Genomic DNA, 21,504 nt, shown 5'->3' on the forward strand with positions numbered 1-21,504 from the left:
CGACCCGGAAAACGCCTCCTGCCCGAGCGACGTTCCGTCCCGCTCCGCGCAAAGGTCTGAATCGACGCTGGACCTAGTCTTCGCCGGCGTTCCGGTTCCGCCCGCGGAACCCCATCAGATGCCCCGCGACGTTGCGGATCTGGATCTCCTCCGACCCCTCCGTGATGCGGTAGCGGCGGTGGTGGCGGTAGATGTGCTCGAACGGCTTGTGGCGGGAATAGCCGATGCCGCCATGCACCTGGATCGCGAGGTCGGCCGCCTCGCAGGCCAGCCGGTTGCCGCGGTAGTTGCACATGGCAACCTTGTCGCTGATCGTCATGTGGTTGCCGCGGTCGAGCTCCCAGGCGGTCTTGTAGACGAGGCCGCGCACCATCTCGCACTCGGTCTGCTTCTCCGCCAAGGGCCACTGGATCGCCTGGTGGGTCGCGAGCGATTTGCCGAACACGATGCGGTTGCGGGCGTAGTCGACGCTCTCGTTAATGCAGTACTGCGCCACGCCGACGCCGGAGGCGGCCTGGCGGATGCGGTTCTCGTGCACGAAATGCTGCGCCACGATCAGGCCCTCGCCCTCGCCGCCCAGGATGCAGGAGGACGGCACGCGGACATTGGTGAGCGACACCTCGGCGTGGTCGGAGGGCATGTTGAAGGTCCACCACATGAACTCGACCTTGAAGCCCGGCGTCTTGACCGGGACCATGAAGGCGGTGATGCCGCGCGCATCGCCCGCCTTGCCGGAAGTGCGGGCGAAGATGATGTCGATCGTCGCCGAGTGCAGGCCGGTGTTGAACCGCTTCGCGCCGTTGATGATCCAGTCGGATCCGTCCTTCCGCGCGCTGGTCTCCATCCAGGTGGCGTCGGAGCCGTGGTTCGGCTCGGTCAGGCCGAACGCGATGCGCTGCTCGCCGGTGATCGCGGGCTCGATCAGCTTCTTCTGCTCGGCCGAGCCATAGGCGGCGAGCAGGTGCACGACCGGGAAGTTGCCGACGATCGAGCTTTCGTTCTGCAGGTCGTTGTGCAGCCCGAGCCCCTTCGCCGCGAGATGTTCGCGGATGATCGCCATGGCGAGGTTGGAGCCCCCTTCGCCGCCGAATTCCTTCGGCAGGGCGAAGCGGAGGTGCCCGGCCTTGTCGGCGCGGCGGCGCATTTCCTTGAGCAGCGCCTCCCACTCGTCGCGCGGCTGGCCGTCATTATCCCAGTTGGTCCGCGCATGCTCGCGCCGGTGGTCGAAATACTGGATGTTCTCGGCCTCGAGCGGCTTGATCTCGCGCTCGATGAAGTCGTCGAGCGCCTTGAGCTTGGCCTGGATGGCGGCCGGAATCTCGAAATCCATGGGTTTGCCCCGTTTTGCGCGATGCGTCTCTCTCCCGCTGCCGCGGATTAGGCCACACGGCCGAAGGCGCGGCAATGACAGGTGAATTCGGCGTGAGGCACGGTGCCGCATCGATGCGGGACGCTGGACGGCGCCCCCACCCCGGGATATGCCGATAGCATCATGGAGAGCTTCCGGACCTTCCTGCAGATGGGCGGCTATGCAGCCTATGTCTGGCCGGCCTATGGCATCGCCGCCGCGGTGCTGGCCGGGCTCGCCATCGCCTCCTATCGCGGCATGCGCCAGGCCGAGCGCCAGGCGGAGCGCGAGCGGCCCGCGCGGCCGCGGCGCGGTGGCGAGGAGCGGCCATGACCCGGAAGCGGCGGCGGCTCTATATGCTGGGGGCGGGCGTCGCCGTGCTGGCGGTGGCGACCACTTTGGTCCTGCTCGCGTTCCGGGAGAACCTGGTCTTCTTCTACAGCCCGACCGACATCGTCGAGAAAGGCGTTGCCCCGAACCAGCGCATCCGCATCGGCGGGCTGGTCGAGGCGGACAGCGTGAAGCGCGACGGGCTGACGACCGAGTTCCGCGTCACCGACACCGCCAACACCCTGCGTGTGGTCTATACCGGCCTGCTGCCCGACCTGTTCCGCGAAGGCCAGGGCGTGGTGGCGCATGGCAAGCTGGATTCCGGCGGCCAGTTCGTCGCCGACGAGATCCTGGCCAAGCATGACGAGAACTACATGCCGCCCGAGGTGGCCAGCGCCTTGAAGAAGCAGGACCACTGGAAACCAGGCGAGGGTCAGAAACAGTGACCGCCGAGCTCGGCCATTTCGCCCTCGTGCTGGCGCTGGCGGTGGCGCTGGTGCAATCGACGCTGCCGCTGGTCGGCGCCTGGACCGGCAATGTCGCCTGGATGGCACTGGGGCGCACGGCGGCGCTGGCGCAGGCGGCGCTCGCTCTGATCGCCTTCGCCATGCTGACCGTCGCCTTCGTCGGCTCCGACTTCTCGGTCGTCAACGTGGCGCAGAACTCGCACTCCCTGAAGCCGATGCTCTACAAGGTCGCCGGCGTCTGGGGCAATCACGAGGGCTCGCTCTTGCTCTGGGTGACCATCCTGGCGCTGTTCGGCGCCGCCGTCGCCGTGTTCGGCGGCAACCTGCCGATGAGCCTGCGCGCCCGCATCCTGTCGGTGCAGGGCATGATCGGCATCGGCTTCCTGCTGTTCATCCTGCTCACCTCGAACCCGTTCCTGCGCCTCGATCCGGCGCCGGTCGACGGCAACGGGCTGAACCCGCTGCTGCAGGATCCCGGCCTCGCCTTCCATCCGCCGCTGCTCTATCTCGGCTATGTCGGCCTCTCGGTGGCGTTCTCGTTTGCCGTCGCCGCGCTGATCGAGGGCCGGGTCGACCCGGCCTGGGCCCGCTGGGTGCGCCCCTGGACCCTGGTCGCCTGGTGCTTCCTGACGCTCGGCATCGCCCTTGGCTCGTACTGGGCCTATTACGAGCTCGGCTGGGGCGGCTGGTGGTTCTGGGACCCGGTCGAGAACGCCTCCTTCATGCCGTGGCTGGCCGCCACCGCGCTCTTGCATTCGGCGATCGTCGCCGAGAAGCGCGACGCGCTGAAGAGCTGGACCATCCTGCTCGCCATCATCGCCTTCTCGCTGTCGCTGCTCGGCACCTTCCTGGTGCGCTCCGGCGTGCTCACCTCGGTGCACGCCTTCGCCACCGACCCGGCGCGCGGCGTGTTCATTCTGATCTTCCTCTGCCTGGTGGTCGGCGGCTCGCTGGCGCTGTACTCCTTCCGCGCCGGCGAGCTGAAGGCGGGCGGCCTGTTCGCGCCGATGAGCCGCGAAGGCGCGCTGGTGCTGAACAACCTCTTGCTCGCCACGGCGACGGGGAGCGTGCTGCTCGGCACGCTCTATCCGCTGTTCCTCGACGCGATCACGGCTGAGAAGGTCTCGGTCGGCCCGCCCTTCTTCAACGCGGTGTTCGTGCCCCTGATGACGCCGCTGGTGGTCGCCATGGCGGTCGGGCCGCTGCTGGCCTGGAAGCGCGGCGATCTGGCCGGCGCGCTACAGCGGCTGAAATTCGCCTTCGCGGCGGCGGCGATCGCCGTGCTGGCCGGCTGGTGGTGGCTTGCGGACGGGCCGGTGCTGGCCTTGCTCGGGCTCGGCCTGTTCGCCTGGGTGACGGTCGGCGTGATCGTCGAATGGGCGGAGCGCGTGGGCCTCGGCCGCGTCGCGCTGCGCGACAGCCTGAACCGCGCGCTGAACCTGCCGCGCGCCGCCTATGGCATGAGCCTCGCCCATCTTGGCATCGCCCTGACGGTGCTCGGCATCACCGCCTCCTCCGCCTGGCAGCGCGAGGTGCTGACCATCCTGAAGCCGGGCGACAAGGTGGATGTCGGCAGCTACACGCTCACCTTCGAGGGCGCGCGCCAGATGCGCGGGCCGAACTACACCGCGCTGCAGGGCAGCTTCGCCGTCGCGAAAGGCGGCCAGCATCTCTATGTGCTGCAGCCGGAGACGCGCCGCTTCCCGCAGCCGCCGATGGACACGACCGAGGCGGCGATCGAAAGCACGCTCGCCGGCGATCTCTATGTCGTGATCGGCGAGCCGGACGGCAAGGGCGGCTATGCCGCGCGGCTCTACTGGAAGCCGCTCGTCATCTGGATCTGGCTCGGTGCCGTGGCGATGGCGGCGGGCGGCGTGGTCAGCCTGACCGATCGCCGCCACCGCGTCGGCGCACCGTCGCGCCAGCGCGCCCAGGCCGCGGCGGCGCCGGCGGAGTGAGCATGCGCCTCAAGGTCCTGCTGCCGCTGCTGGTCTTCGCGTTGATCGCCGGCGCGCTCTATGCCGGACTGAGCCTGCGCCCGCGCGATATCCCTTCGGCGCTGATCGGCAAGCCGGTGCCGGCCTTCGAGCTGCCGCCGGTCCAGGGGCGGAATGCGGGCCTTTCGACGGCCGATCTGACGAAGGGCGAGCCGTCGCTGGTCAATGTCTTCGCCTCCTGGTGCGCACCATGCCGGATCGAGCATCCGGTCTGGGTCGAGCTTGCGAAGACGAAGGAAGTGCCAATTCATGGCCTGAACTGGAAGGACCAGCCGCAGGCGGCGTCGCGCTGGCTGGAGACCTTCGGCGATCCCTATACGCGCACCGGCGCCGACATCTCCGGGCGCGTCGCCATCGACTGGGGCGTCTACGGCGCGCCGGAAACTTTCGTGGTCGCGGGCGACGGCACCATCATGTGCAAGTACATCTCGGTCGTCACGCGCGAGATGCTGGATGAGAAGATCCTGCCCATGCTGCGCGACCTGAAGCGCACCGGAAAGACGAGCCGGTCATGCTGAGGCGGTTGTTTTCCTCTCCTCCCCCGTCGCCAGACGGGGGAGGCCGGGAGGGGGTTTGCCGCCGACGCCGGCGCGGGCGGCCTAACCCCCACCCAGCCCTCCCCCGTCCTTCGGCCGGGGGAGGGTTCAAGGGCGCGTTTCTCGCTCTCCTTCTGCTCGCCGCGCCCGCCTTCGCCATCGGCGTCGACGAACCGCTGCCGGATCCGGCCCAGGAGCTGCGCGCGCGCGAGATTGCCAAGTCGCTGCGCTGCCTGGTCTGCCAGAACCAGTCGATCGAGGATTCCAACGCGCCGCTGGCCAAGGATCTGCGCCGCATTGTGCGCGAGCGCATCGAGGCCGGCGACAGCGATGCCAAGGTGCAGGACTATGTCGTGGCGCGCTATGGCGACTGGGTGCTGCTGAAGCCGCCGTTCAATGCGCGCACCGCGGCCTTGTGGATCGGGCCGTTCGCCCTGCTGGGCTTGGCCGGTATCGGCGTCGCCGTCTACTACCGCCGCCTGGCGACCGCCGCCAAGGCCGAGGCGCCGCCGCCGCTGACGGCGGAAGAGCGGGCGCGGCTCGACCGGCTGGTTTCGGACTAGCGATGCTCTGGATCCTGCTCGGCCTTATCACCGCCGCGGTGCTGGCGCTGCTGCTCTGGCCGCTCCTGAAGCCGCCCGCGGCCGGCGCGGCCCGCGCACGCCACGATATCGAGGTCTATCGCGACCAGTTGAAGGAGATCGAGACCGAGCGCGCGCGCGGCAATCTCGGGCCTGCCGAGGCCGAGGCGGCGAAGCGCGAGATCGAGCGCCGGCTGCTCCGGGCCGGCGACGAGCGCGAGACGCGCGCGATCCCCCGCGCCGCCGCCACCACCGCACTGGCCGTCGCGGTCGCCGTGCCGATCGGTGCCGTCGCGCTCTATCTCAAGCTCGGCCAGCCGGCGATTCCGGCGCAGCCGCTGGCGAGCCGCGCGCTGCCGCAAGCGGAAGTCGCGGCGCGAAGCGAGGCCGGCAACATCGCCGAGATGGCGGCGAAGCTCGCTGACCGGCTGAAGGAGAATCCGAACGACCTGCAGGGCTGGATGCTGCTCGGCCGCTCCTACATGCAGACCGAGCGCTTCGACGATGCGGCCAGGGCCTATGCGCGCGCCGCCGAGATCGCGCCGGAGCACATCGATGCCCGCATGGGCGCGGCGGAAAGCCAGGTCTATGCGGCGCAGGGCGTCGTCACGCCGAAGGCGGCGGAAGCTTTCGAGGTCCTGCTGAAACTCGACCCGAAACATCCCGGCGCGCGCTACTACCTCGCCTTGGCACGCGGCCAGGCGGGCGACATGCGCGCCGCCTTCGACGGCTGGAAGGCGCTGGCCGCCGACAGCGCGCCCGACGCACCCTGGCAACCGGCGCTGCAGGCGCGGCTTCGCGAAGCGGCGGCGGCGCTGAAAATCGATCTCGCCGAGGCGCTGCCGCCATCGCCGGCGCCACGCGGACCGACGCCGGAGCAGATGCAGGCGGCGGCCGGCATGTCGGCCGAGGACCGCAACGCGATGATCCGCGGCATGGTGGAGAGCCTGGCCGAGCGGCTGAAGGACAACCCGAACGACGCCGAGGGCTGGGCGAGGCTCGCCCGCTCCTACGAGGTGCTGGGCGAGGCCGAGAAAGCGAAGGACGCGCGAACGAAAGCCGAAGCGGCCGCGAAGGCGCCGCCCGCCGCGCCACCGCGCGGGCCGAGCCAGGAGCAGATGCAGGCCGCCGCCAAGATGGCGCCGGAAGAGCGCCAGGCGATGATCCGCGGCATGGTCGACAGCCTGGCGGCGCGGTTGCAGGAGAACCCGAACGACCGCGAGGGCTGGGTGCGCCTCGCCCGCTCCTACGAGGTGCTGAACGAACCGGCGAAGGCGAAGGATGCCTGGGCGCGGGCCGAGGCGCTGGCGACCGGCGCGGCCCCGCCCCCGCCCGCGCCGCGCGACCCGCTCTCCGCCGGGCAGCGGGCGGAGATGACGCGGCTGGTCGAACGTCTAGAGACGCGCCTCAAGGCCGAGCCGGGCGACGCGGAGGGCTGGACCCGTCTCGGTCAGGCACGGGCAATGCTGGGCCAGCCGAAGCAGGCGCGCGCCGCCTTCGCCGAGGCACTGAAGCTGAAGCCGAACGATGTCGAGCTGCTGATCGACCATGCCGGCGCGGTGCTGGACGACGAAGGCTCCATCGGCCCGATCCCGCCCGAGGCGGATGCGATCTTCCGCAAGGTGCTGGCGCTGGCGCCGGAGAACCTCGACGCGCTCTGGTATGTCGGCGTGTCGGAGCTGCAGGCCGGCCGCCGCGACGTCGCGCTGGTCTATTGGGAGCGCCTGCTCGGCAAGCTCGATCCCGGCAGCGCAGAGGCGGCGCAGGTCAAGGAAGCGATCGAGCGCGCGAGGAAGCGCTAACTATATTCCTTCGTCAACAGCGCGCCGATACGGTCGTTCTGGATCTCGGTCGAGCCGTCGACATAATTGGCGACGCGGCCGCAGAGGATGTGACGGCCGATCGGGTAGATGTCCTTGAGCCCCTCCGCGCCCATCGCCTGCATGCAATCGGCGAGGCGCGGCACGATCATCTCGGAGGCGAACTTCTTCGCCTGCGCCGCGGCCAGCACCGCATCGGCCTCGCCGTCGATCAGCGCCGCGGCGCGGTCGCAGAGCAGGCGCGCGGCCTCCAGGTCGGTCGCGGCATCGGCGAGCTTCCAGCGCCAGCCCTGATGCTCGATCAGCTTCTGGCCGAAGGTCCGCCGCGCCTCACCGTGGCGGATCGCCAGGCGCAGGCTCTCCTCGAGCATGCCGCAGGCCATCGCGGCGACATAGGTGCGGGCGCCGTTGATGCCGCCGAGCGCATGCTTGAAGGCCTCGCCCGGGCCGTACTGCACATCGGCATCGGCAACGAAATAGTCCTTCAGCACGAAGCCGCCGGCGCCGATCGCATGTGCGCCGGCGAGCTCGAAGGCGGGGCGGCGCTCGAAGCCGGGCTTGGAGGCCTCGACGATGAAGCTGGCGATGCCGCGCCAGCCCTTGGCGGGATCGGTCTGCGCATAGGTGACGATCACCTCGGCATTGGCGGCGTTGGTGATCCAGGCCTTCTCGCCGTTCAGCACCCAGCCGCCATCGACGCGCCTTGCCTGCGTCGCAATGGCGGCAAAGTCGCTGCCGGCGCCGGGCTCGGTCAGGCCGGCGCAGCCCAGGATCTCTCCGCTCAGCAGGCGCGGCAGAAGGCGTTCGCGCGGGCTCGCCGGGCCGGTCTTGGCCAGCCGCTCGGCCGAGTTATGCGTGTTGATCAGCGCGAAGGCGAAGGCCATGTCGTGGCGCGACAGCACCTCCGCCACGTGCATCTTGCAGGCGAAGGAGAAGCCGAGGCCGCCCTGCTGCACGGGCACCTGGATGCGCACGAGGCCGAGCGTCGCCGCCTTGCGGATCGCCTCCAGCGGCTGGCGCCGTTCGCGCTCCCACCGGTTGGCATTCGACGCGACTTCGGTCCGCCCGAATTCTTCCGCCGCGGCGACGAGGTTGCGCTCGGCGGCGCTCAGCATGGTGCGATTGCGGTTCATCTCCCCGACTTTCTTTTCGGCCACTCACTTCTCGGTCGCGACGAAGACCCCGTCCCAGCCGGCAGCCGGCGGGTTCGCCTCGAAATGCATGATGCGCTCTTCATAGAGATCATAGAGCTCGAGCAGGCGCGGCTCCATCGCCCGCGCACGCGAGATGGCGCGGCGCGCCGTCGGCCAGTCCTGCGCGCGATAGGCGGCGATGGCATGGCCGTGCTCCTCGGCCAGGGCCCGGAAAGCGTCGCTCGCGCGCATCTCGGGCCCGCCCAGCACGGTGTAGATCGTCACCGCCTCCTGCTTGCCTTTGACGGCGATCCGGTCGAGCTCGAGATGGGCATGATCGGGCGCGAGCGCGCGCGTCCGCTCGCCGATCACGATGGCGACGCCATAGGTCTTCGACTGGCCCTCGAGGCGCGAAGCGAGGTTCACGGCGTCGCCCATCACGGTGTAGCTGAGCCGCTTTTCCGAACCCATGTTCCCGACCACCACGTCGCCGGTGTTGAGGCCGATGCCGACATTGAGCGGCGCATGGATGCGCCCCTCGGCCCTGGCCTCCGCCTCCAGCTCGTCGTTCAACGCGGCGAGGCGCGCCAGCATGGCAAGCGCGGTGTCGCAGGCATTGGCGGCATGCGCCGGATCGTCGAGCGGGGCGTTCCAGAACGCCATGATGCAGTCGCCGATATACTTGTCGATGGTGCCGCCCTGCGCCTCGATGATGTTGGTCATCGGCGTCAGGAAGCGGTTGATCAGATGGGTCAGCCCTTGCGGATTGCTCTTGAACCGCTCCGATATGGTGGTGAAGCCGCGGATGTCGGAGAACAAGATGGTCATGTCGCGGGTCTGCCCGCCGAGCCGCAACAGCTCGGGATGCTCGGCGATCTGCTCCACCACCGCCGGCGAGAGATACTGGCCGAAGGCGGCGCGCACCTGGCGCTTCTCCGCCTCGGTGCGGAGATAGCCGGTCAGCGAGCCGGAGAGATAGACGGCGAAGGCGGCAAAGCCCGGCGTGACCGGATCGAACAGCCAGCGCCATTCGATATAGGCGAACCACGAGATCGCGAAAGTGCCGATGATGGCGGTGGCGCCGACCACGGCGGAGGCGAGCGCGCCGGCGGTGCCGAGCAGCGCAATGGTGACGATGCCGAGCACCAGCACGAACAGCCATTCGACCCCGTCGGCCCAATCGGGGCGGTCGAGATAATGCTCGAGCAGCATCTGCTCCAGCGCATTGGCATGCGCCTCAACCCCCGGCATCGCTGGGTTGAGCGGCGAGGGCCTGAGATCGCGCAGGCCCGAGGCCGAGGTGCCGATCAGAACGATGGCGCCTTCCACCTCCTTGCCGTCGTAATCGGGCTGCAGCACCTTCCAGGCCGGCACGTAGCGCCGCGCCACCGGCGGCGTGAAATGCAGGATGATCTGGCCGAACCGGTCGGTCGGCACGAAGGTCTGGCCGATATTGACGCTGACCACGCCGGTGCGCTCGCCGAAGGCAAGCTCGCCGCTGCTGCCGGAGGACTTGATGCGGTAGGTCTTGGCGCCTTGCGCGACGCGCAGCGCCTCCGTCGACAAGGCTGGCTGGAACTGGCTCTTTTCCAATGGCCCGGAGGTACAGCCGTGCCGCTCCGGATTGTAGGCGAGGAGCAGCGGAATGCGCCGCACCACCAGTTCGGTGCCGGGGCTGAAGCTGAAGGTGCCGTTGCCGGCCGCGGCCTTCTCCAGCGGGGCCAAATTCACGACCGAGCCTTCGAAGCAGTGCAGGAAGAGGCGCGGGTCGTCGCCGCCGAAGGCGACCGAGGCGCGCGTGCCGGGCGGCGTCCCGCCGGGATCGGTCTTCAGCACGAAGCCGGTGACGACATTGCCGGACTGGGCGATGACATCGGCCAGCACGGCATCATGGTCCGGCACCTGTGCGAGCGCCGGTGCAAGCTGCTTCCCGTCGGCGAGGCCGGACCACAGCTTCAGCATGCCGGCCGGGCTGGTGCGGTCGGGCTCGGCGAAGACGATGTCGAAGGCGATGACGGCGGCGCCGGCATTGGCGAGGTTCGCCACCAGCTCCGCGACGACGGTGCGCGGCCAGGGCCATTGCTGGCCGGTGCGGGCCAAGGTCTCGTCGTCGATGTCGACGATGCGCACCGGCACGTCCTGGTAAACGCGCGGGGCGAGCCGCTGGTACTGGTCGAACACGCCCTGGCGCACGCGCTCGATCAGGTCGCCGGGATCGGACTGGCGCCAGGTCAGCGCCAGCACCAGGACCAGCGCCGGCAGGATCGTGGTCGCGAAGTGGCGCTTCAGCCCCCGCATCATGGTTCGTCCGGATCCTTCTCCGTATTCTCTTGGGCGCCGGTCCAGGGCCGACGGCCGCGCTCGCGATTGACCGTCCTCAGGTCGAGCGTGCCGTCCGATCGTAAACGAATGGCATGCGCCCCCTCACGCGCCAGATCGGCGCGGTCGATCACATGCCGCGCGGCGGCGCAGCGGCCCTCGACCGGGAAGGTGGCGATGACCAGATCGGCGCGGCGGCAATCCTCGTCCACGTCCGCAGGGCCGCGCGGCAGCGCCACCAGCCAGCCGTCGTAGCGCCAGAGGCAGGCCGTCGCATCGCAGCGCAGGCGGCCGTCGGCGCTCGGCCCCTGTCTCGGAAATGTGGTTCGCGGCACCTCCCCGTCGCGCCGCGCCCAGGCGGTGGTGACGGCGCGGCCCGCCCGGCCGCTGGAAACGAGCAGGTCACCTTCGCCTCCGCGCAGGGCAACCACGCGGCCCGAGCCGTCGATGCGGATGTCCGGCCGGTCAGGCCAGCCGAGTGGGACCAGTGCGGCAACCAGCCCGGCCAGGCCCCACCAGCGCCAGCCGGTGCGCCAGATACAGAGCCATAGCCCGCCCGCCGTCATCGCCAGCAGCGACCAGAGCGGCAAGGCGGCATAGCTGGTCGAGGCGAGCGGCCAGCCGGCGATCCATTGCGCCACCCAGAGCAGCGCCTCGATGCCCCATCCCATCGGCGTGAGAGCGAGATGCTCGAGGCCGAACGGCATCAGCACAAAGGCAATGACCGCGAGCGGCATGATCCAGAACGCGGTCAAGGGATCGACGATCAGATTGGCGATCACGCCATAGTGGACGAAGCGGTTGAAATGCCAGAGCGCGTAGAGGCCGGAGGCGGTGCCGGCGATCAGCGAGGTGAGGGCGATGCCGCCGATCCAGAAACTCGCCTTGGCGAGCCACCCGGCGCGGCGGCGGCGCGCGGCGAGCCAGGGCGCGGCATGCTCGAAGGCGGCGATCAGTGCCACCACGGCGGCGAAGGACATCTGGAAGCTCGCTTCCAGCAACGCATCCGGCTGCACCACCAGGACCACCAGCGCGGCCAGCGCGACCAGGCGCATGGAGAGCGCGGAGCGGTCCAGCATGACCGCGATCAGCACGACGGCCGTCATCAGGAAGGCGCGCTGGGTCGGCACCGCGGCGCCGGAGACCAGCATATAGGCGAAGGCGCCGGCGAGCGCGGCCGCCGCGGCGATCTTCTTGATCGGCCAGCGCAGCGCCACCCATTCGATGGCGGCGAGCGCGAAGCGGGTTCCGAAGAACAGGATGCCGGCGACCAGCGCGAGATGCAGGCCGGAGATCGAGAGCAGATGCGCGAGGCCCGAAAGCTGCATCGCCGTGTTGACCTCGTCGGGGATGCCGCTCCGCTCGCCGGTCATCAGCGCGGCGGCGATGGCGCCGGCGGGGCCGGGCAGCGCGCGTTCGATGCGGTCGGTCAGGTCGGCCTGCCAGCGACGCAGCATCAGGATCGGCTCGAAGCCGGGCGTGGCCATCGGCCGCGCGGCACGGACCTCGCTCACCGCAAAGCCGAGACCGCCGAGCTGGCGATAGAAGGCATAGCGGGCGAAGTCGAACCCGCCGGGCTCATAGGGTGCGCCGGGCGGCGACAGCACGGCGCGCAACCGGATCCAGGCGCCGATCGCCGGCGCCGCCTCGCCCGGCTTCAGGGTAATGCGGGCGCGCGCCGGCGTGTCAGCCGGATCGTGGCGCCAGATCGAGACGTGATCGAGCGTGACGCGAAAGCCGCGCTCGGTCCGGTCGGTATCGACCACACGACCGATCACCGTGGCGGGGCCGACGCGTTCGGCGAGCACCGGCGCCGCGACCCGGTCGGTGCGCCAGGTCGCGAGACAGAGTCCGGCGGCGATCAAGGTGCCGGCCAGCGCCGGCACCAGCAGCCAGGATCGCGCGCGGCCGAGCCAGGCCACCACCGCGCACAGGCCCGCGAGCACCAGCCCGACCTGCCGCGGCGGCTCGCTCGGCAGTGCAAAGTAGAGGCCGATGCCGAGACCGATGGCGACCGGCATCCACAGCGCCCAGCGCTCGCGCTCGGCCGCCAGCCGCTCGGCCAGCGCGGGCGGCATGAACGAAGCGCGAACCCCGTGGGCCCAGAGCAGCGTCGCTTTCGTCGCGGCCGCTGCTCGATGCCCCCAGGTCACGCCTTGCTGTCCGATCCGCTTGCCTGTGCTAGAGGAGCGCCCGTTGTCCTCCTTCCACAGCTTAGACTTTCTAAATGTCCGTCGTCGTCCGTTTCGCCCCCTCGCCCACCGGCTTCCTCCATATCGGGGGCGGCCGCACGGCCCTGTTCAACTGGCTGTTCGCCCGCCATCACGGCGGCACCTTCCGGCTGCGCATCGAGGATACCGATCGCGCGCGCTCGACCGAGGCGGCGATCGACGCGATCTTCGACGGGCTGAAGTGGCTCGGCCTCGACTGGGACGATGAAGTCGTCTTCCAGTTCGCGCGCATGGCCCGCCATGCCGAGGTGGCGCGCGCGATGCTCGCCAACGGGCAGGCCTATCGCTGCTACTGCACGCCGGAAGAGCTGGAGGCGAAGCGCGCCGAGGCCAAGGCCGCCGGCAAGGTCTGGCGTTATGACGGCATCTGGCGCGACCGCGATCCGAAGGACGCGCCGGCCGGCGTGCAGCCCGTCATCCGCTTCAAGGCGCCGCGCGAAGGCTCGACCACGATCGACGACCTGGTGCAGGGCGAGGTGACGGTGGCGAACCAGGAGCTCGACGATCTCGTCATCCTGCGCGCCGACGGCACGCCGACCTATAATTTCTCCGTCGTGGTTGACGACCACGACATGGGCATCACCCATGTCATCCGCGGCGACGACCACCTGACCAACGCGTTCCGGCAGACCCAACTCTACCTGGCCGCCGGCTTCGCGCTGCCCGAATTCGCCCATATCCCGCTGATCCACGGGCCGGACGGCGCCAAGCTTTCCAAGCGGCACGGCGCGCTCGGCGTCGATGCCTATCGCGATATGGGCTATCTGCCGGAGGCGATGCGGAACTACCTGCTGCGCCTCGGCTGGTCACATGGCGACGACGAGGTGATCTCGACCGAGCAGGCGATCGAATGGTTCGGGCTCGACCATGTCGGGCGTTCGCCGTCGCGCTTCGACTTCGACAAGCTCGCGCATCTGAACGGCGTCTATATCCGCCAGGCCGACAACGCGCGCCTGGTCGAGATGGTGATCCCGCGGCTCGCCGCGCTGGCCGGCGGCCACCTGCCGGCGGCGACGCCGGACCGGCTGCTCGCCCTGATGGCGCCGTTGAAGGAACGCGCCAAGACCCTGCAGGACCTGGCGCAGGCCGCTCTGTTCCTGGCCGAGCACCGGCCGCTGCAGCCGGATGCGGGCGCGGCGAAGCTGCTGCAGGAGGCCGGCGCCGATCTGGTCGGCGCCATCCACGATGCGCTCAACCCGGTGACCGACTGGACCGCGCCGGCGACCGAGGCGGCGATCCGCGCGCTGGTGGAGGCCAAGGGCCTGAAGCTCGGCAAGGTGGCGCAGCCGCTGCGTGCCGCGCTGACCGGCCGCACCGTCTCGCCGCCGATCTTCGACGTGCTGGCGGCGCTGGGACGCGACGAGAGCCTCGGCCGCCTGCAGGACGCGGCGAAGTAGACCCCTCGGCTCTAGATCAACCCGCGCGCATCGACCGGCCAGAGGGCGACCAGCTTGTCGCCGTCCATGACGTGGAACTCGTCGTAGAGGTTGACGGTCGGGTCGCAATGCGGCGTCAGGCATTCGACCGCGTCGCCGACCGCGAGCGGCTTCGCGCCCTTCGGCAGGTCGATGCGGCCGAACTCGTCGCCCCAGGGGCGATAGGTGGCGCCTTCCGGCGCGCCGCGATAGAGGCGCGGCACCGGCCCGTCGGTGGCGAAGCGCTTCAGGCCGGCATCCGTGGTGGCGATATCGGGGTGGTTGGCGGTGATCACCGTGGCGCGCACGAAGAGCGCCGGCTCGAAGGGCTGCGCATTGCTGCCGGGGCGGAGCCGGCAGCGGTCGTAATCGACATCCATGAAGATGTAGGAGCCGGCCTGGATCTCGGTGAACGGCGAGTCCGGTAGCGTGTCGATGAAATGGCTGCCGGTGCCGCCGCCGGTGACCAGCTCGCATTTCAATCCGCGCTCGGCGAGGCCGTCGACGGCGGCCTTCAGCTCGGCATGCAGCTTCAGGCCCTGCGCCTCACGCTCCTCGTAGGTCGCGACATGCTGCAGCGGCCCGGCATAGGCCTGGATCCCTCGGAAGCGGATGCCGTCATGCGCGGTGAGATCGCCGGCCAGCGCGAAGGCATGCGCGGCATCGGCGACGCCGGTGCGCTGGTTGCCGAGCGCGTAGTCCACCAGCACACGCACCGGCCGGCCGAGCCTGCGCCCGATTTCGGCCAGCGCGGGCGCGGCGGCGGGATTGTCGGCCGTCACCGTCAGATCGGCGCCAGCGGCGAGCAGGGCTTCCAACCGGCGCAGCCGCTGGACGGTGGCGATCGGCGTGCAGAGCAGGATGCCAGGGATGCCGGCGCGGGCCAGCACCTCGGCCTCCGCAATCGTCGCGCAGCAGATGCCGCGGGCGCCCGCGGCGACCTGCCGGCGGGCGATCTCGACCGACTTATGGGTCTTGAAATGCGGCCGGACGCCGCGGCCGCGCGCGGCCACGAAGGCCGCCATGGCGGCAATGTTGCGCTCCAGCGCCGGCAGGTCGATCAAAAGCGCGGGCGTGGCGAGGCGGACCCTGGCATCGGCCTGGCCGATCAGGGCGGCATTCGGGTGGCGGGCGGGATCGAACATGGGGGCGGAGGCTAGGCGGAGCGGGCATGTTGGGGCAAGCTCCACCGCCGCAACCCTGGGGAGCCTGCAACGTGATCCTGATCGGCCGCTACCTCTCGCCCTTTGTCCGCCGCGTGGCGGTTTCGCTCCAGCTCGCCGGGCTGAGCTATGAGCACCGGGCGCTGTCGACCGTCGACGACCTGGCCGAGGTGAAGAAGCTCAACCCGCTCGGCCGCGTCCCCGCCCTGGTGCTGGACGATGGCGAAGTTCTGGTCGATTCGAATGCCATCCTCGACCATGTCGACGAGATGGCCGGCCCATCGCGCGCCCTGCTGCCGGCAGCCGGCAAGCCGCGGCGCCAGGCGCTGCAGGCGGTCGGGCTCGGCCTCGGCGTGCTGGAGAAGGGCGTCGCCGCGGTCTACGAGCGCACCAAGCGGCCGAAAGAGCTGATCCACGCGCCGTGGCGCGACCAGCTCGACGGCCAGGTCAAGGACGGCCTCGCGGCGCTGGAGCGCATGCTGGGCGACCGCACATGGTTCGGCGGCGCCAAGCCGAACCAGGCGGATGTCACCGCTGTCGTCGGCTTCGACTTTCTCGGCCGCATGCTGCCCGGCGTGGTCGAGAAGGGCGCCTGGCCGCGCCTGGAAGCGCTGGTCAGGCTGGCCGACGCGCTGCCCGCCTTCGCCGACACCAAGCCCAAGGCCTGACACCGTGCGGTCAGCCCTGGTCTTCGCCGGCGCGGCCACGGCGGAGATCGCCGGCTGCTTCGCCTTCTGGGCCTGGATGCGGCTCGGCAAGCCGGTCTGGTGGCTGGTTCCTGGCATCGCCTCGCTGATGCTGTTTGCTTGGCTGCTTACGCTGGCCGAGAGCACGGCGGCGGGCCGCGCCTTTGCCGCCTATGGCGGGGTCTACATCGCCGCCTCGCTGGTCTGGCTCTGGGCGGTGGAGGGCTTCCGCCCGGACCGCTACGACCTTGCCGGCGCCGCCATCTGCCTGGTCGGCGCCGGTGTAATCCTGTGGGCCCCGCGCAGCGCCTAATCCAGGAGGCCAGTGACGCGCGGCAGCCAGAGCGAGAGGCCGGGGAACCAAAGGCAGAGAATCAGCCCGACCACCTGCAGGATGACGAACGGCGTCATGCCGCGATAGACGTCGGTCATGGTGACGCCGGGCGGCACGGTGCCGCGCATGTAAAACAGCGTGGCGCCGAAGGGCGGTGTCATGAAGGCGGTCTGCAGGTTGACCGCGACCAGCGTCGCGAACCACGGCATGAACCAGTTCGCCTGGCCGATATGGTCGGAAAAGTCGAGCCTGGCCAGGATCGGATAGAACACCGGCAGCACGATCAGGCAGATCTCGATCCACTCGAACGGAAAGCCGAGCAGGAAGATCAGCACCATCACGAAGATCAGGATCTCCCATTTGGTGTCGATGCCGAAGCCGGCCAAGGTGCTCAGCATCAGCTCGTCGCCGCCGAGCACGCGGAACACGTAGGAGAATCCGGTGGCGCCGAGGAAGATCAGGAACACCAGGCCATTGGCGCGGCAGGCGTTACGGATCGCGTCCTGCACCATGCGCCAGTTGAGGCAGCCGTTCATCCACGCGATCAGCAGCGAGCCGAGCACGCCGACGCCGGCGCTTTCCGTCGCGGTGGCGAAACCGGCGAAGATGGCGCCGAGCACGACGACCATGAGGAAGGTCATGGGGAACAGGCCGTGCCACATCTCGCGCCAGAACTCGGTCCGCGTCTGGGTCAGGGCCTCCGGCGGCAAGGGCGGCGCCACCTCGGGCTTCAGCATGGAATAGCCGACGATGTAGGCGAGGTAGAGGCCGGAGAGCACGAAGCCCGGGATGGTCGCCGCGGCGAACAGCGCGCCAGCCGAGGTCGACAGCATCTCGCCCATCACCACGATCATGATCGAGGGCGGGATCAGGATGCCGAGTGTGCCGGCGGACGCGATGGTCCCGATCGACAGTCGGACGTCGTAGCCCCGCCCCAGCATCTGCGGCAGCGCGATCAGCGACAGCAGCACCACCGAGGCGCCGACCACGCCGATCGGCGCCGCCAAGATGGTGCCCATCACCATGACGGCGACCGCGAGCGCGCCGGGCACGCGCTTGAGCAGGATCTGCGTCGCCATCAGCATGTCCTTGGCCGACCCGCTGCGCTCCAGCACCGTGCCCATCAGGATGAACATCGGGATCGAAGTCAGGACGGGATCGACCGCGACGCCGCCCCACATGCGCAGCACGATGTTGGTCAACCCCTGAATCGGGAACACGCCGAGCGACCAGCCGAGCAGGCCGAAGAACAATCCGGTACCACCGAGCACGAAGGCGACCGGATAGCCGCAGAAGATGACGATGAACATCGCGATGAACATGATCAGCGCGAGATGTTCGGCGAGCCAGTCCAGCATCGGCTGTCCCGCCGATCAGACGTCGATGCGGGCGTTGTCGAGCGGCAACGTCACCTCGCGCGCCGCCGCGCCGCCGAACAGAAAGACGCAGGACTTGATGAACATGCTGAGCACGCCGAGCGGGATCAGCACGATGCCGGCGACGAAGATGCCCTTCAGCACCCAGCGGAACGGCAGGCCGTTCGGCGCGTCGGAGGATTCACCGATTTCGTAGGCGGTGGCCAGGAAGGGTATCGCGTAGTAGACGCAGACGTAGCAATAGGGGAAGGCGAAGATCAGGCAGCCGATCACCTCGATCCAGGCCTTGCGGCGCATGTCGAAGTCGGCGGTCATCGAATCGACGCGCGGATGCGCGTTGATCACGTAGTTGTAGCCCATCCAGCCGCAGAAGATGATCGTGTGCAGGTGCCATTCCAGCTCCTGCAGCCGGGTCGAGGTGAAATACGGGAACTGGAAGCCGGCCTTGCGGGTGATGACGTCGGCGATGATCACCGTCATCAGCACCAGCATGAACCAGCCGCTCCAGTCCGCGATCTTCGCCAGCATGGCGTCGATGCCGCGGCTCAGTGCCAGCAGTCGACGCATGTCGGCCCGCTTCTGTCAGTGCGGCCCCAGCCTCAGTCGAGGAAGCCGACGTACCGCGGCAGCCACAGGATGATTTCGGGCCAGATCATGCACACCGCCACCGTGGTCATCTGCAAGGCGACGAAAGGAATGATGCCGCGGTAGATGTGCTGCATGGTGACCGAGGGCGGTACGGTTCCCTTCATGTAGAACAGCGCGAAGCCGAATGGCGGCGTCAGAAAGGCCGACTGCAGATTGACTGCCACCAGCACCACGAACCAAGCCAGGAAATGCCTGTTTTCATCAATGTGCGGCTCAAAGTCGATGACCTTCAGGATCGGCGCGAAGATCGGCATCACGATCAGGCAGATCTCCAGCCAGTCGAAGAAAAAGCCCATCAGGAACACCAGCACCATGACGAAGATCAGGGTCTCCCATCCGGTGTTGATGCCCATGGCCTTGAGTAATTCGGCCACCACGTCGTCGCCGCCGAGCGCACGGAACACGTAGGAGAACAGCGTCGCGCCGAACACGATGAAGAACACCAGCCCGTTGGTCAGCGCCGCGCTGTCGATCACCTCGCGGATCGTCTTCCAATTGAGCCGCTTGTTCCACCAAGCGAGCAGCATCGCGCCGATCGAGCCCATGCCGCCCGCCTCGGTCGGCGTGGCGAAGCCGCCGAAGATCGAGCCCAGCACCACCACGATGAGAAAGGCCGGCGGCAGGAAGCTCTTGAAGATCATGCGCAGGAATTCGGGCGTGGTCTTGGGTCCGATATCCTCGTGCAGCGGCGGCGCGCTCTGCGGCCTCAAGAACGCGAAGATGCCGATATAGATCAAGAAGATCAGCGACATCAGGACGCCGGGCACGATCGCCGCGGTGAACAAGGTGCCGACCGAGAGCGACATCAGGTCCGCCATGATCACCAGCATGATCGAGGGCGGAATCAGGATGCCGAGCGTGCCGGCCGAGGCGATGGTGCCGACCGAGAGCTCCTTCGAATAGCCGGCAGCCAGCATCGGGGGCAGCGCGATCAGGGTCAGCATGATGACCGAGGCGCCGACGATGCCGGTGGTCGCCGCCATGATGGTGCCCATGATGGTGACCGACATGGCGAGCCCGCCGGGAATCCGCCGCGTCAGGACCTGCAGCGCCTTCAGCAGCTCGTCCGCCACGCCGGAGCGTTCCAGCATGGTGCCCATGAAGATGAACATCGGCACCGCGATGAGTACGCCGTTCTGCACCGCCTGGCCCCAGATGCGCGGGATGATGTTGAAGAACTGCACCGGCTGGAACACGTCGAGCAAGATGCCGAGTGCGCCGAAGCCGAGCCCGACGCCGCCCAGCACATAGGCGACCGGATAGCCGCAGAACATGATGAAGGTGAGCGCCGCGAACATGACCACCGAGAGGTGATCGGCAAGCCAATCCCACATGACCGATCTCCTCCGCTACTGGTGCCGGGATGTAGGGCCCTGTGCCTCTCGCGCGAGATCGGCAGGTCCCATCAGGAAGACGAGTTTGCGGAGAAAGACCGAGATCACGCTGAGCAGCACACCGACCAATGCGACGAACAGGAAGAACTTGATGATCCAGCGATAGGCAAGACCGTTCGGCGCGTCCGAGGATTCGTTCTGGAGGAATGAGGTGAGGAAGAAGTCGTACGAGTAGTGAATCGTCACCAAACAATACGGCACCGCGAAGAGGAAGATGCCGGCGATCTCGAGCCAGGCCTGCGCGCGCGGGCTCAGGCCGGCGATGAAGACATCGATCCTGACATGGACATTGCGCACATAGCAGTAGCCGATCCAGCCCATGAACAGGACGGCATGCACGTGCCATTCGAGCTCCTGCAGGCGCGTGGAGCCGAACAGCGGCAACTGAAAGCCCGCCTTGCGGGTGACGACGTCGAAAAAGATCAGACCGATAAGCACCAGAAACAGCCACCCGGTCGCGCGGGCGGCGGCCTCGAGTGCCCGATCGATACCTTGGCTCAGCGCCAGTAAGCCGCGCATCGTACCCCCTTCATGCAGCCTGAGCCGCGGACGCGGCCGGCGTGGCGAGATTCCACGCCGGCCGGTCTCGCTGCGCCTCCCCCTCGTTACATTCTCACTTCAGGTAGCCGTTCTCGCGCCAGATCGCATAGTCGGCGCGGAACTTTGAATACGACGCCCAGCCTTTGGCGAATTCCGGGCTCTTGGCCTTCGTCTCCTCCACCACTTCGAGCCAGGCCTTCTCGAACTGCTTCAACACGTCATCCGGCCAGCGATGGATGGTGACCCCTTTGGCCTGGATCTCCCGCATCGCCTTGAACTGCTCCGCCTCGCCGAGGCTGAACTCGTACATCAGTGCCGAATCGCAGGCGGCCTGGGCCTGCACCTTCTGCGTCGCCGAGAGCTCATTCCATTTCGTCTCGGACCACATCAGGTCGCTGAACGTCGATTGCTGGTGCCAACCGGGGAAGTAGTAGTGCTTGGCCACTTGATAAAAGCCGAGCTGCAGGTCGGAGGCCGGCATCGAGAACTCGGTCGCGTCGATGGTGCCGAGCTGCAGCGCCTGGAAGATCTCGCCCGCCTGCAGGAGCTGGGTCGACACGCCAAGCTTCTGCATCACGATGGCGCCGAGCCCGAAGAAGCGCATCTTCAGCCCCTTCAGGTCGTCGAGCGACTTGATCTCCTTGCGGAACCAGCCGGACGCTTCCGGAGGGATCATGCCACAGAGGATCGAGTGGATTTTGTACTTCTTGTACAGCTCCTGCATCAACTTCTCGCCGCCGCCCCACTTCATCCAGGCGAGGTATTCGCCCGCATTGGGGCCGAACGGCACCGAGGCGTAGAGCGCGAAGGCGATATCCTTGCCGGTCCAGAAGCCGGGCGTCGCCCAGGCGGCATCGAGCGAACCCGCGGCCACCGCGTCGAACGACTGGCCGGGCGGCACCAGGGCGCCGGGCTCGTTGTAGCGGACGTTGATCGTTCCGCCGGATGTCTTCTCGATCATCTCGGCCGCATATTTCGCGGCTTGCCCGATGACCGGAAGGGTCGAGTTGAAGTTGCTTTGGAACTGAACTCGGACTTTCTTGTCCTGCGCCTCCGCGCCAGCCCCCAAACCGAACGTCGCCAACCCGAACACGGCGCCGGCGACGGCACCACGCACCACGCGTCCTGCACTCATTTTGCGCTTGCTCCCCATCGATCGTCGGGCGGCCCACCCCGTCGGCGCCGA

General features: G+C 68.5%; 19 protein-coding genes. 9 read left to right on the top strand and 10 right to left on the bottom strand.

From position 1 onward, the window contains the following. Positions 1-73: 73 nt before the first annotated feature. Positions 74-1,330 carry an acyl-CoA dehydrogenase family protein gene (locus DT074_RS03290; protein ID WP_119418377.1) on the bottom strand — a complete coding sequence of 419 codons (1,257 nt, stop codon included), beginning with the start codon at positions 1,328-1,330 and terminating at the stop codon, positions 74-76. A 162-nt stretch (positions 1,331-1,492) separates the two neighbouring features. Between DT074_RS03290 and ccmD the strand changes: the two genes are divergently transcribed. From ccmD to ccmI, 6 genes are read left to right on the top strand one after another with little or no spacing between them, the layout of a single operon-like run. Next, positions 1,493-1,681 carry a heme exporter protein CcmD gene (gene ccmD, locus DT074_RS03295; RefSeq protein ID WP_119418378.1) on the top strand — a complete coding sequence of 63 codons (189 nt, stop codon included), beginning with the start codon at positions 1,493-1,495 and terminating at the stop codon, positions 1,679-1,681. Next, positions 1,678-2,124 (top strand): cytochrome c maturation protein CcmE, encoded by a 447-nt coding sequence (gene ccmE / locus DT074_RS03300; RefSeq protein WP_119418379.1) that lies wholly within the window; start codon positions 1,678-1,680, stop codon positions 2,122-2,124. Before ccmD ends, ccmE begins: the two co-directional genes overlap by 4 nt. Next, positions 2,121-4,103 carry a heme lyase CcmF/NrfE family subunit gene (locus DT074_RS03305; protein WP_119418380.1) on the top strand — a complete coding sequence of 661 codons (1,983 nt, stop codon included), beginning with the start codon at positions 2,121-2,123 and terminating at the stop codon, positions 4,101-4,103. The genes ccmE and DT074_RS03305 overlap by 4 nt, the downstream gene beginning before the upstream one ends. A 2-nt stretch (positions 4,104-4,105) precedes the next feature. Further along, entirely contained in the window at positions 4,106-4,660 is a 555-nt protein-coding gene (locus DT074_RS03310; RefSeq protein WP_119418381.1) for a DsbE family thiol:disulfide interchange protein, read from the top strand. Further along, entirely contained in the window at positions 4,654-5,241 is a 588-nt protein-coding gene (locus DT074_RS03315) for a cytochrome c-type biogenesis protein (protein WP_119418382.1), read from the top strand. Before DT074_RS03310 ends, DT074_RS03315 begins: the two co-directional genes overlap by 7 nt. A 2-nt stretch (positions 5,242-5,243) precedes the next feature. Then, on the top strand, positions 5,244-7,061 hold the full coding sequence (gene ccmI / locus DT074_RS03320; protein ID WP_119418383.1) for a c-type cytochrome biogenesis protein CcmI: 1,818 nt from the start codon (positions 5,244-5,246) through the stop codon (positions 7,059-7,061). On the opposite strand, the gene DT074_RS03325 is transcribed toward ccmI, so the two are convergent. From DT074_RS03325 to DT074_RS03335, 3 genes are read right to left on the bottom strand one after another with little or no spacing between them, the layout of a single operon-like run. Continuing rightward, complete coding sequence (locus DT074_RS03325; protein ID WP_119418384.1) at positions 7,058-8,236, bottom strand: acyl-CoA dehydrogenase family protein; 1,179 nt, start codon at positions 8,234-8,236, stop codon at positions 7,058-7,060. The genes ccmI and DT074_RS03325 overlap by 4 nt on opposite strands. Beyond that, entirely contained in the window at positions 8,237-10,513 is a 2,277-nt protein-coding gene (locus DT074_RS03330) for a CHASE2 domain-containing protein (protein WP_119418385.1), read from the bottom strand. Continuing rightward, entirely contained in the window at positions 10,510-12,609 is a 2,100-nt protein-coding gene (locus DT074_RS03335; protein WP_119418386.1) for a ComEC/Rec2 family competence protein, read from the bottom strand. The genes DT074_RS03330 and DT074_RS03335 overlap by 4 nt, the downstream gene beginning before the upstream one ends. A 149-nt stretch (positions 12,610-12,758) precedes the next feature. On the opposite strand from DT074_RS03335, the gene gltX reads away from it, so the two are divergent. Next, positions 12,759-14,159, top strand: coding sequence for a glutamate--tRNA ligase (gltX, locus tag DT074_RS03340; RefSeq protein ID WP_119418387.1), 1,401 nt, complete (start codon positions 12,759-12,761; stop codon positions 14,157-14,159). An 11-nt stretch (positions 14,160-14,170) separates the two neighbouring features. Here the strand turns inward: gltX and DT074_RS03345 are convergent, their stop codons facing one another. Continuing rightward, positions 14,171-15,322 carry a DSD1 family PLP-dependent enzyme gene (locus tag DT074_RS03345; protein WP_119418388.1) on the bottom strand — a complete coding sequence of 384 codons (1,152 nt, stop codon included), beginning with the start codon at positions 15,320-15,322 and terminating at the stop codon, positions 14,171-14,173. Between the two features lie 71 nt (positions 15,323-15,393). Here DT074_RS03345 and DT074_RS03350 point away from each other — a divergent pair, with 71 nt between their 5' ends. Then, positions 15,394-16,008, top strand: a complete 615-nt coding sequence (locus DT074_RS03350; protein ID WP_119418389.1) for a glutathione S-transferase family protein — start codon at positions 15,394-15,396, stop codon at positions 16,006-16,008. A 4-nt stretch (positions 16,009-16,012) separates the two neighbouring features. Next, positions 16,013-16,339, top strand: a complete 327-nt coding sequence (locus tag DT074_RS03355) for a YnfA family protein (RefSeq protein ID WP_368744402.1) — start codon at positions 16,013-16,015, stop codon at positions 16,337-16,339. On the opposite strand, the gene DT074_RS03360 is transcribed toward DT074_RS03355, so the two are convergent. The 5 genes from DT074_RS03360 to DT074_RS03380 form a co-directional block, all read right to left on the bottom strand. Then, positions 16,336-17,718 carry a TRAP transporter large permease gene (locus DT074_RS03360; RefSeq protein WP_119418391.1) on the bottom strand — a complete coding sequence of 461 codons (1,383 nt, stop codon included), beginning with the start codon at positions 17,716-17,718 and terminating at the stop codon, positions 16,336-16,338. The two genes, DT074_RS03355 and DT074_RS03360, sit on opposite strands and share 4 nt — an antisense overlap. A 15-nt stretch (positions 17,719-17,733) precedes the next feature. Beyond that, positions 17,734-18,303, bottom strand: a complete 570-nt coding sequence (locus tag DT074_RS03365) for a TRAP transporter small permease subunit (RefSeq protein WP_119418392.1) — start codon at positions 18,301-18,303, stop codon at positions 17,734-17,736. A 32-nt stretch (positions 18,304-18,335) separates the two neighbouring features. Continuing rightward, positions 18,336-19,718, bottom strand: a complete 1,383-nt coding sequence (locus DT074_RS03370) for a TRAP transporter large permease (RefSeq protein ID WP_119418393.1) — start codon at positions 19,716-19,718, stop codon at positions 18,336-18,338. Between the two features lie 15 nt (positions 19,719-19,733). Beyond that, positions 19,734-20,297, bottom strand: a complete 564-nt coding sequence (locus DT074_RS03375; RefSeq protein ID WP_119418394.1) for a TRAP transporter small permease subunit — start codon at positions 20,295-20,297, stop codon at positions 19,734-19,736. A 94-nt stretch (positions 20,298-20,391) separates the two neighbouring features. Beyond that, positions 20,392-21,453, bottom strand: coding sequence for a TRAP transporter substrate-binding protein (locus DT074_RS03380; RefSeq protein WP_119418478.1), 1,062 nt, complete (start codon positions 21,451-21,453; stop codon positions 20,392-20,394). Positions 21,454-21,504: the final 51 nt, after the last annotated feature.

Source organism: Desertibaculum subflavum, assembly GCA_003576705.1.
Classification (GTDB): Bacteria; Pseudomonadota; Alphaproteobacteria; order Ferrovibrionales; family Ferrovibrionaceae; genus Desertibaculum; species Desertibaculum subflavum.

What these genes read in the sequence shown, in the direction of transcription:
- DT074_RS03290 (WP_119418377.1), bottom strand. Translation starts at nt 1,330, where the DNA reads ATGGATTTCGAGATTCCGGCCGCCATCCAGGCCAAGCTCAAGGCGCTC.
- ccmD (WP_119418378.1), top strand. Translation starts at nt 1,493, where the DNA reads ATGGAGAGCTTCCGGACCTTCCTGCAGATGGGCGGCTATGCAGCCTAT.
- ccmE (WP_119418379.1), top strand. Translation starts at nt 1,678, where the DNA reads ATGACCCGGAAGCGGCGGCGGCTCTATATGCTGGGGGCGGGCGTCGCC.
- DT074_RS03310 (WP_119418381.1), top strand. Translation starts at nt 4,106, where the DNA reads ATGCGCCTCAAGGTCCTGCTGCCGCTGCTGGTCTTCGCGTTGATCGCC.
- DT074_RS03315 (WP_119418382.1), top strand. Translation starts at nt 4,654, where the DNA reads ATGCTGAGGCGGTTGTTTTCCTCTCCTCCCCCGTCGCCAGACGGGGGA.
- ccmI (WP_119418383.1), top strand. Translation starts at nt 5,244, where the DNA reads ATGCTCTGGATCCTGCTCGGCCTTATCACCGCCGCGGTGCTGGCGCTG.
- DT074_RS03330 (WP_119418385.1), bottom strand. Translation starts at nt 10,513, where the DNA reads ATGATGCGGGGGCTGAAGCGCCACTTCGCGACCACGATCCTGCCGGCG.
- DT074_RS03335 (WP_119418386.1), bottom strand. Translation starts at nt 12,609, where the DNA reads ATGCCGCCCGCGCTGGCCGAGCGGCTGGCGGCCGAGCGCGAGCGCTGG.
- gltX (WP_119418387.1), top strand. Translation starts at nt 12,759, where the DNA reads ATGTCCGTCGTCGTCCGTTTCGCCCCCTCGCCCACCGGCTTCCTCCAT.
- DT074_RS03345 (WP_119418388.1), bottom strand. Translation starts at nt 15,322, where the DNA reads ATGTTCGATCCCGCCCGCCACCCGAATGCCGCCCTGATCGGCCAGGCC.
- DT074_RS03360 (WP_119418391.1), bottom strand. Translation starts at nt 17,718, where the DNA reads ATGCTGGACTGGCTCGCCGAACATCTCGCGCTGATCATGTTCATCGCG.
- DT074_RS03365 (WP_119418392.1), bottom strand. Translation starts at nt 18,303, where the DNA reads ATGCGTCGACTGCTGGCACTGAGCCGCGGCATCGACGCCATGCTGGCG.
- DT074_RS03370 (WP_119418393.1), bottom strand. Translation starts at nt 19,718, where the DNA reads ATGTGGGATTGGCTTGCCGATCACCTCTCGGTGGTCATGTTCGCGGCG.
- DT074_RS03375 (WP_119418394.1), bottom strand. Translation starts at nt 20,297, where the DNA reads ATGCGCGGCTTACTGGCGCTGAGCCAAGGTATCGATCGGGCACTCGAG.
- DT074_RS03380 (WP_119418478.1), bottom strand. Translation starts at nt 21,453, where the DNA reads ATGAGTGCAGGACGCGTGGTGCGTGGTGCCGTCGCCGGCGCCGTGTTC.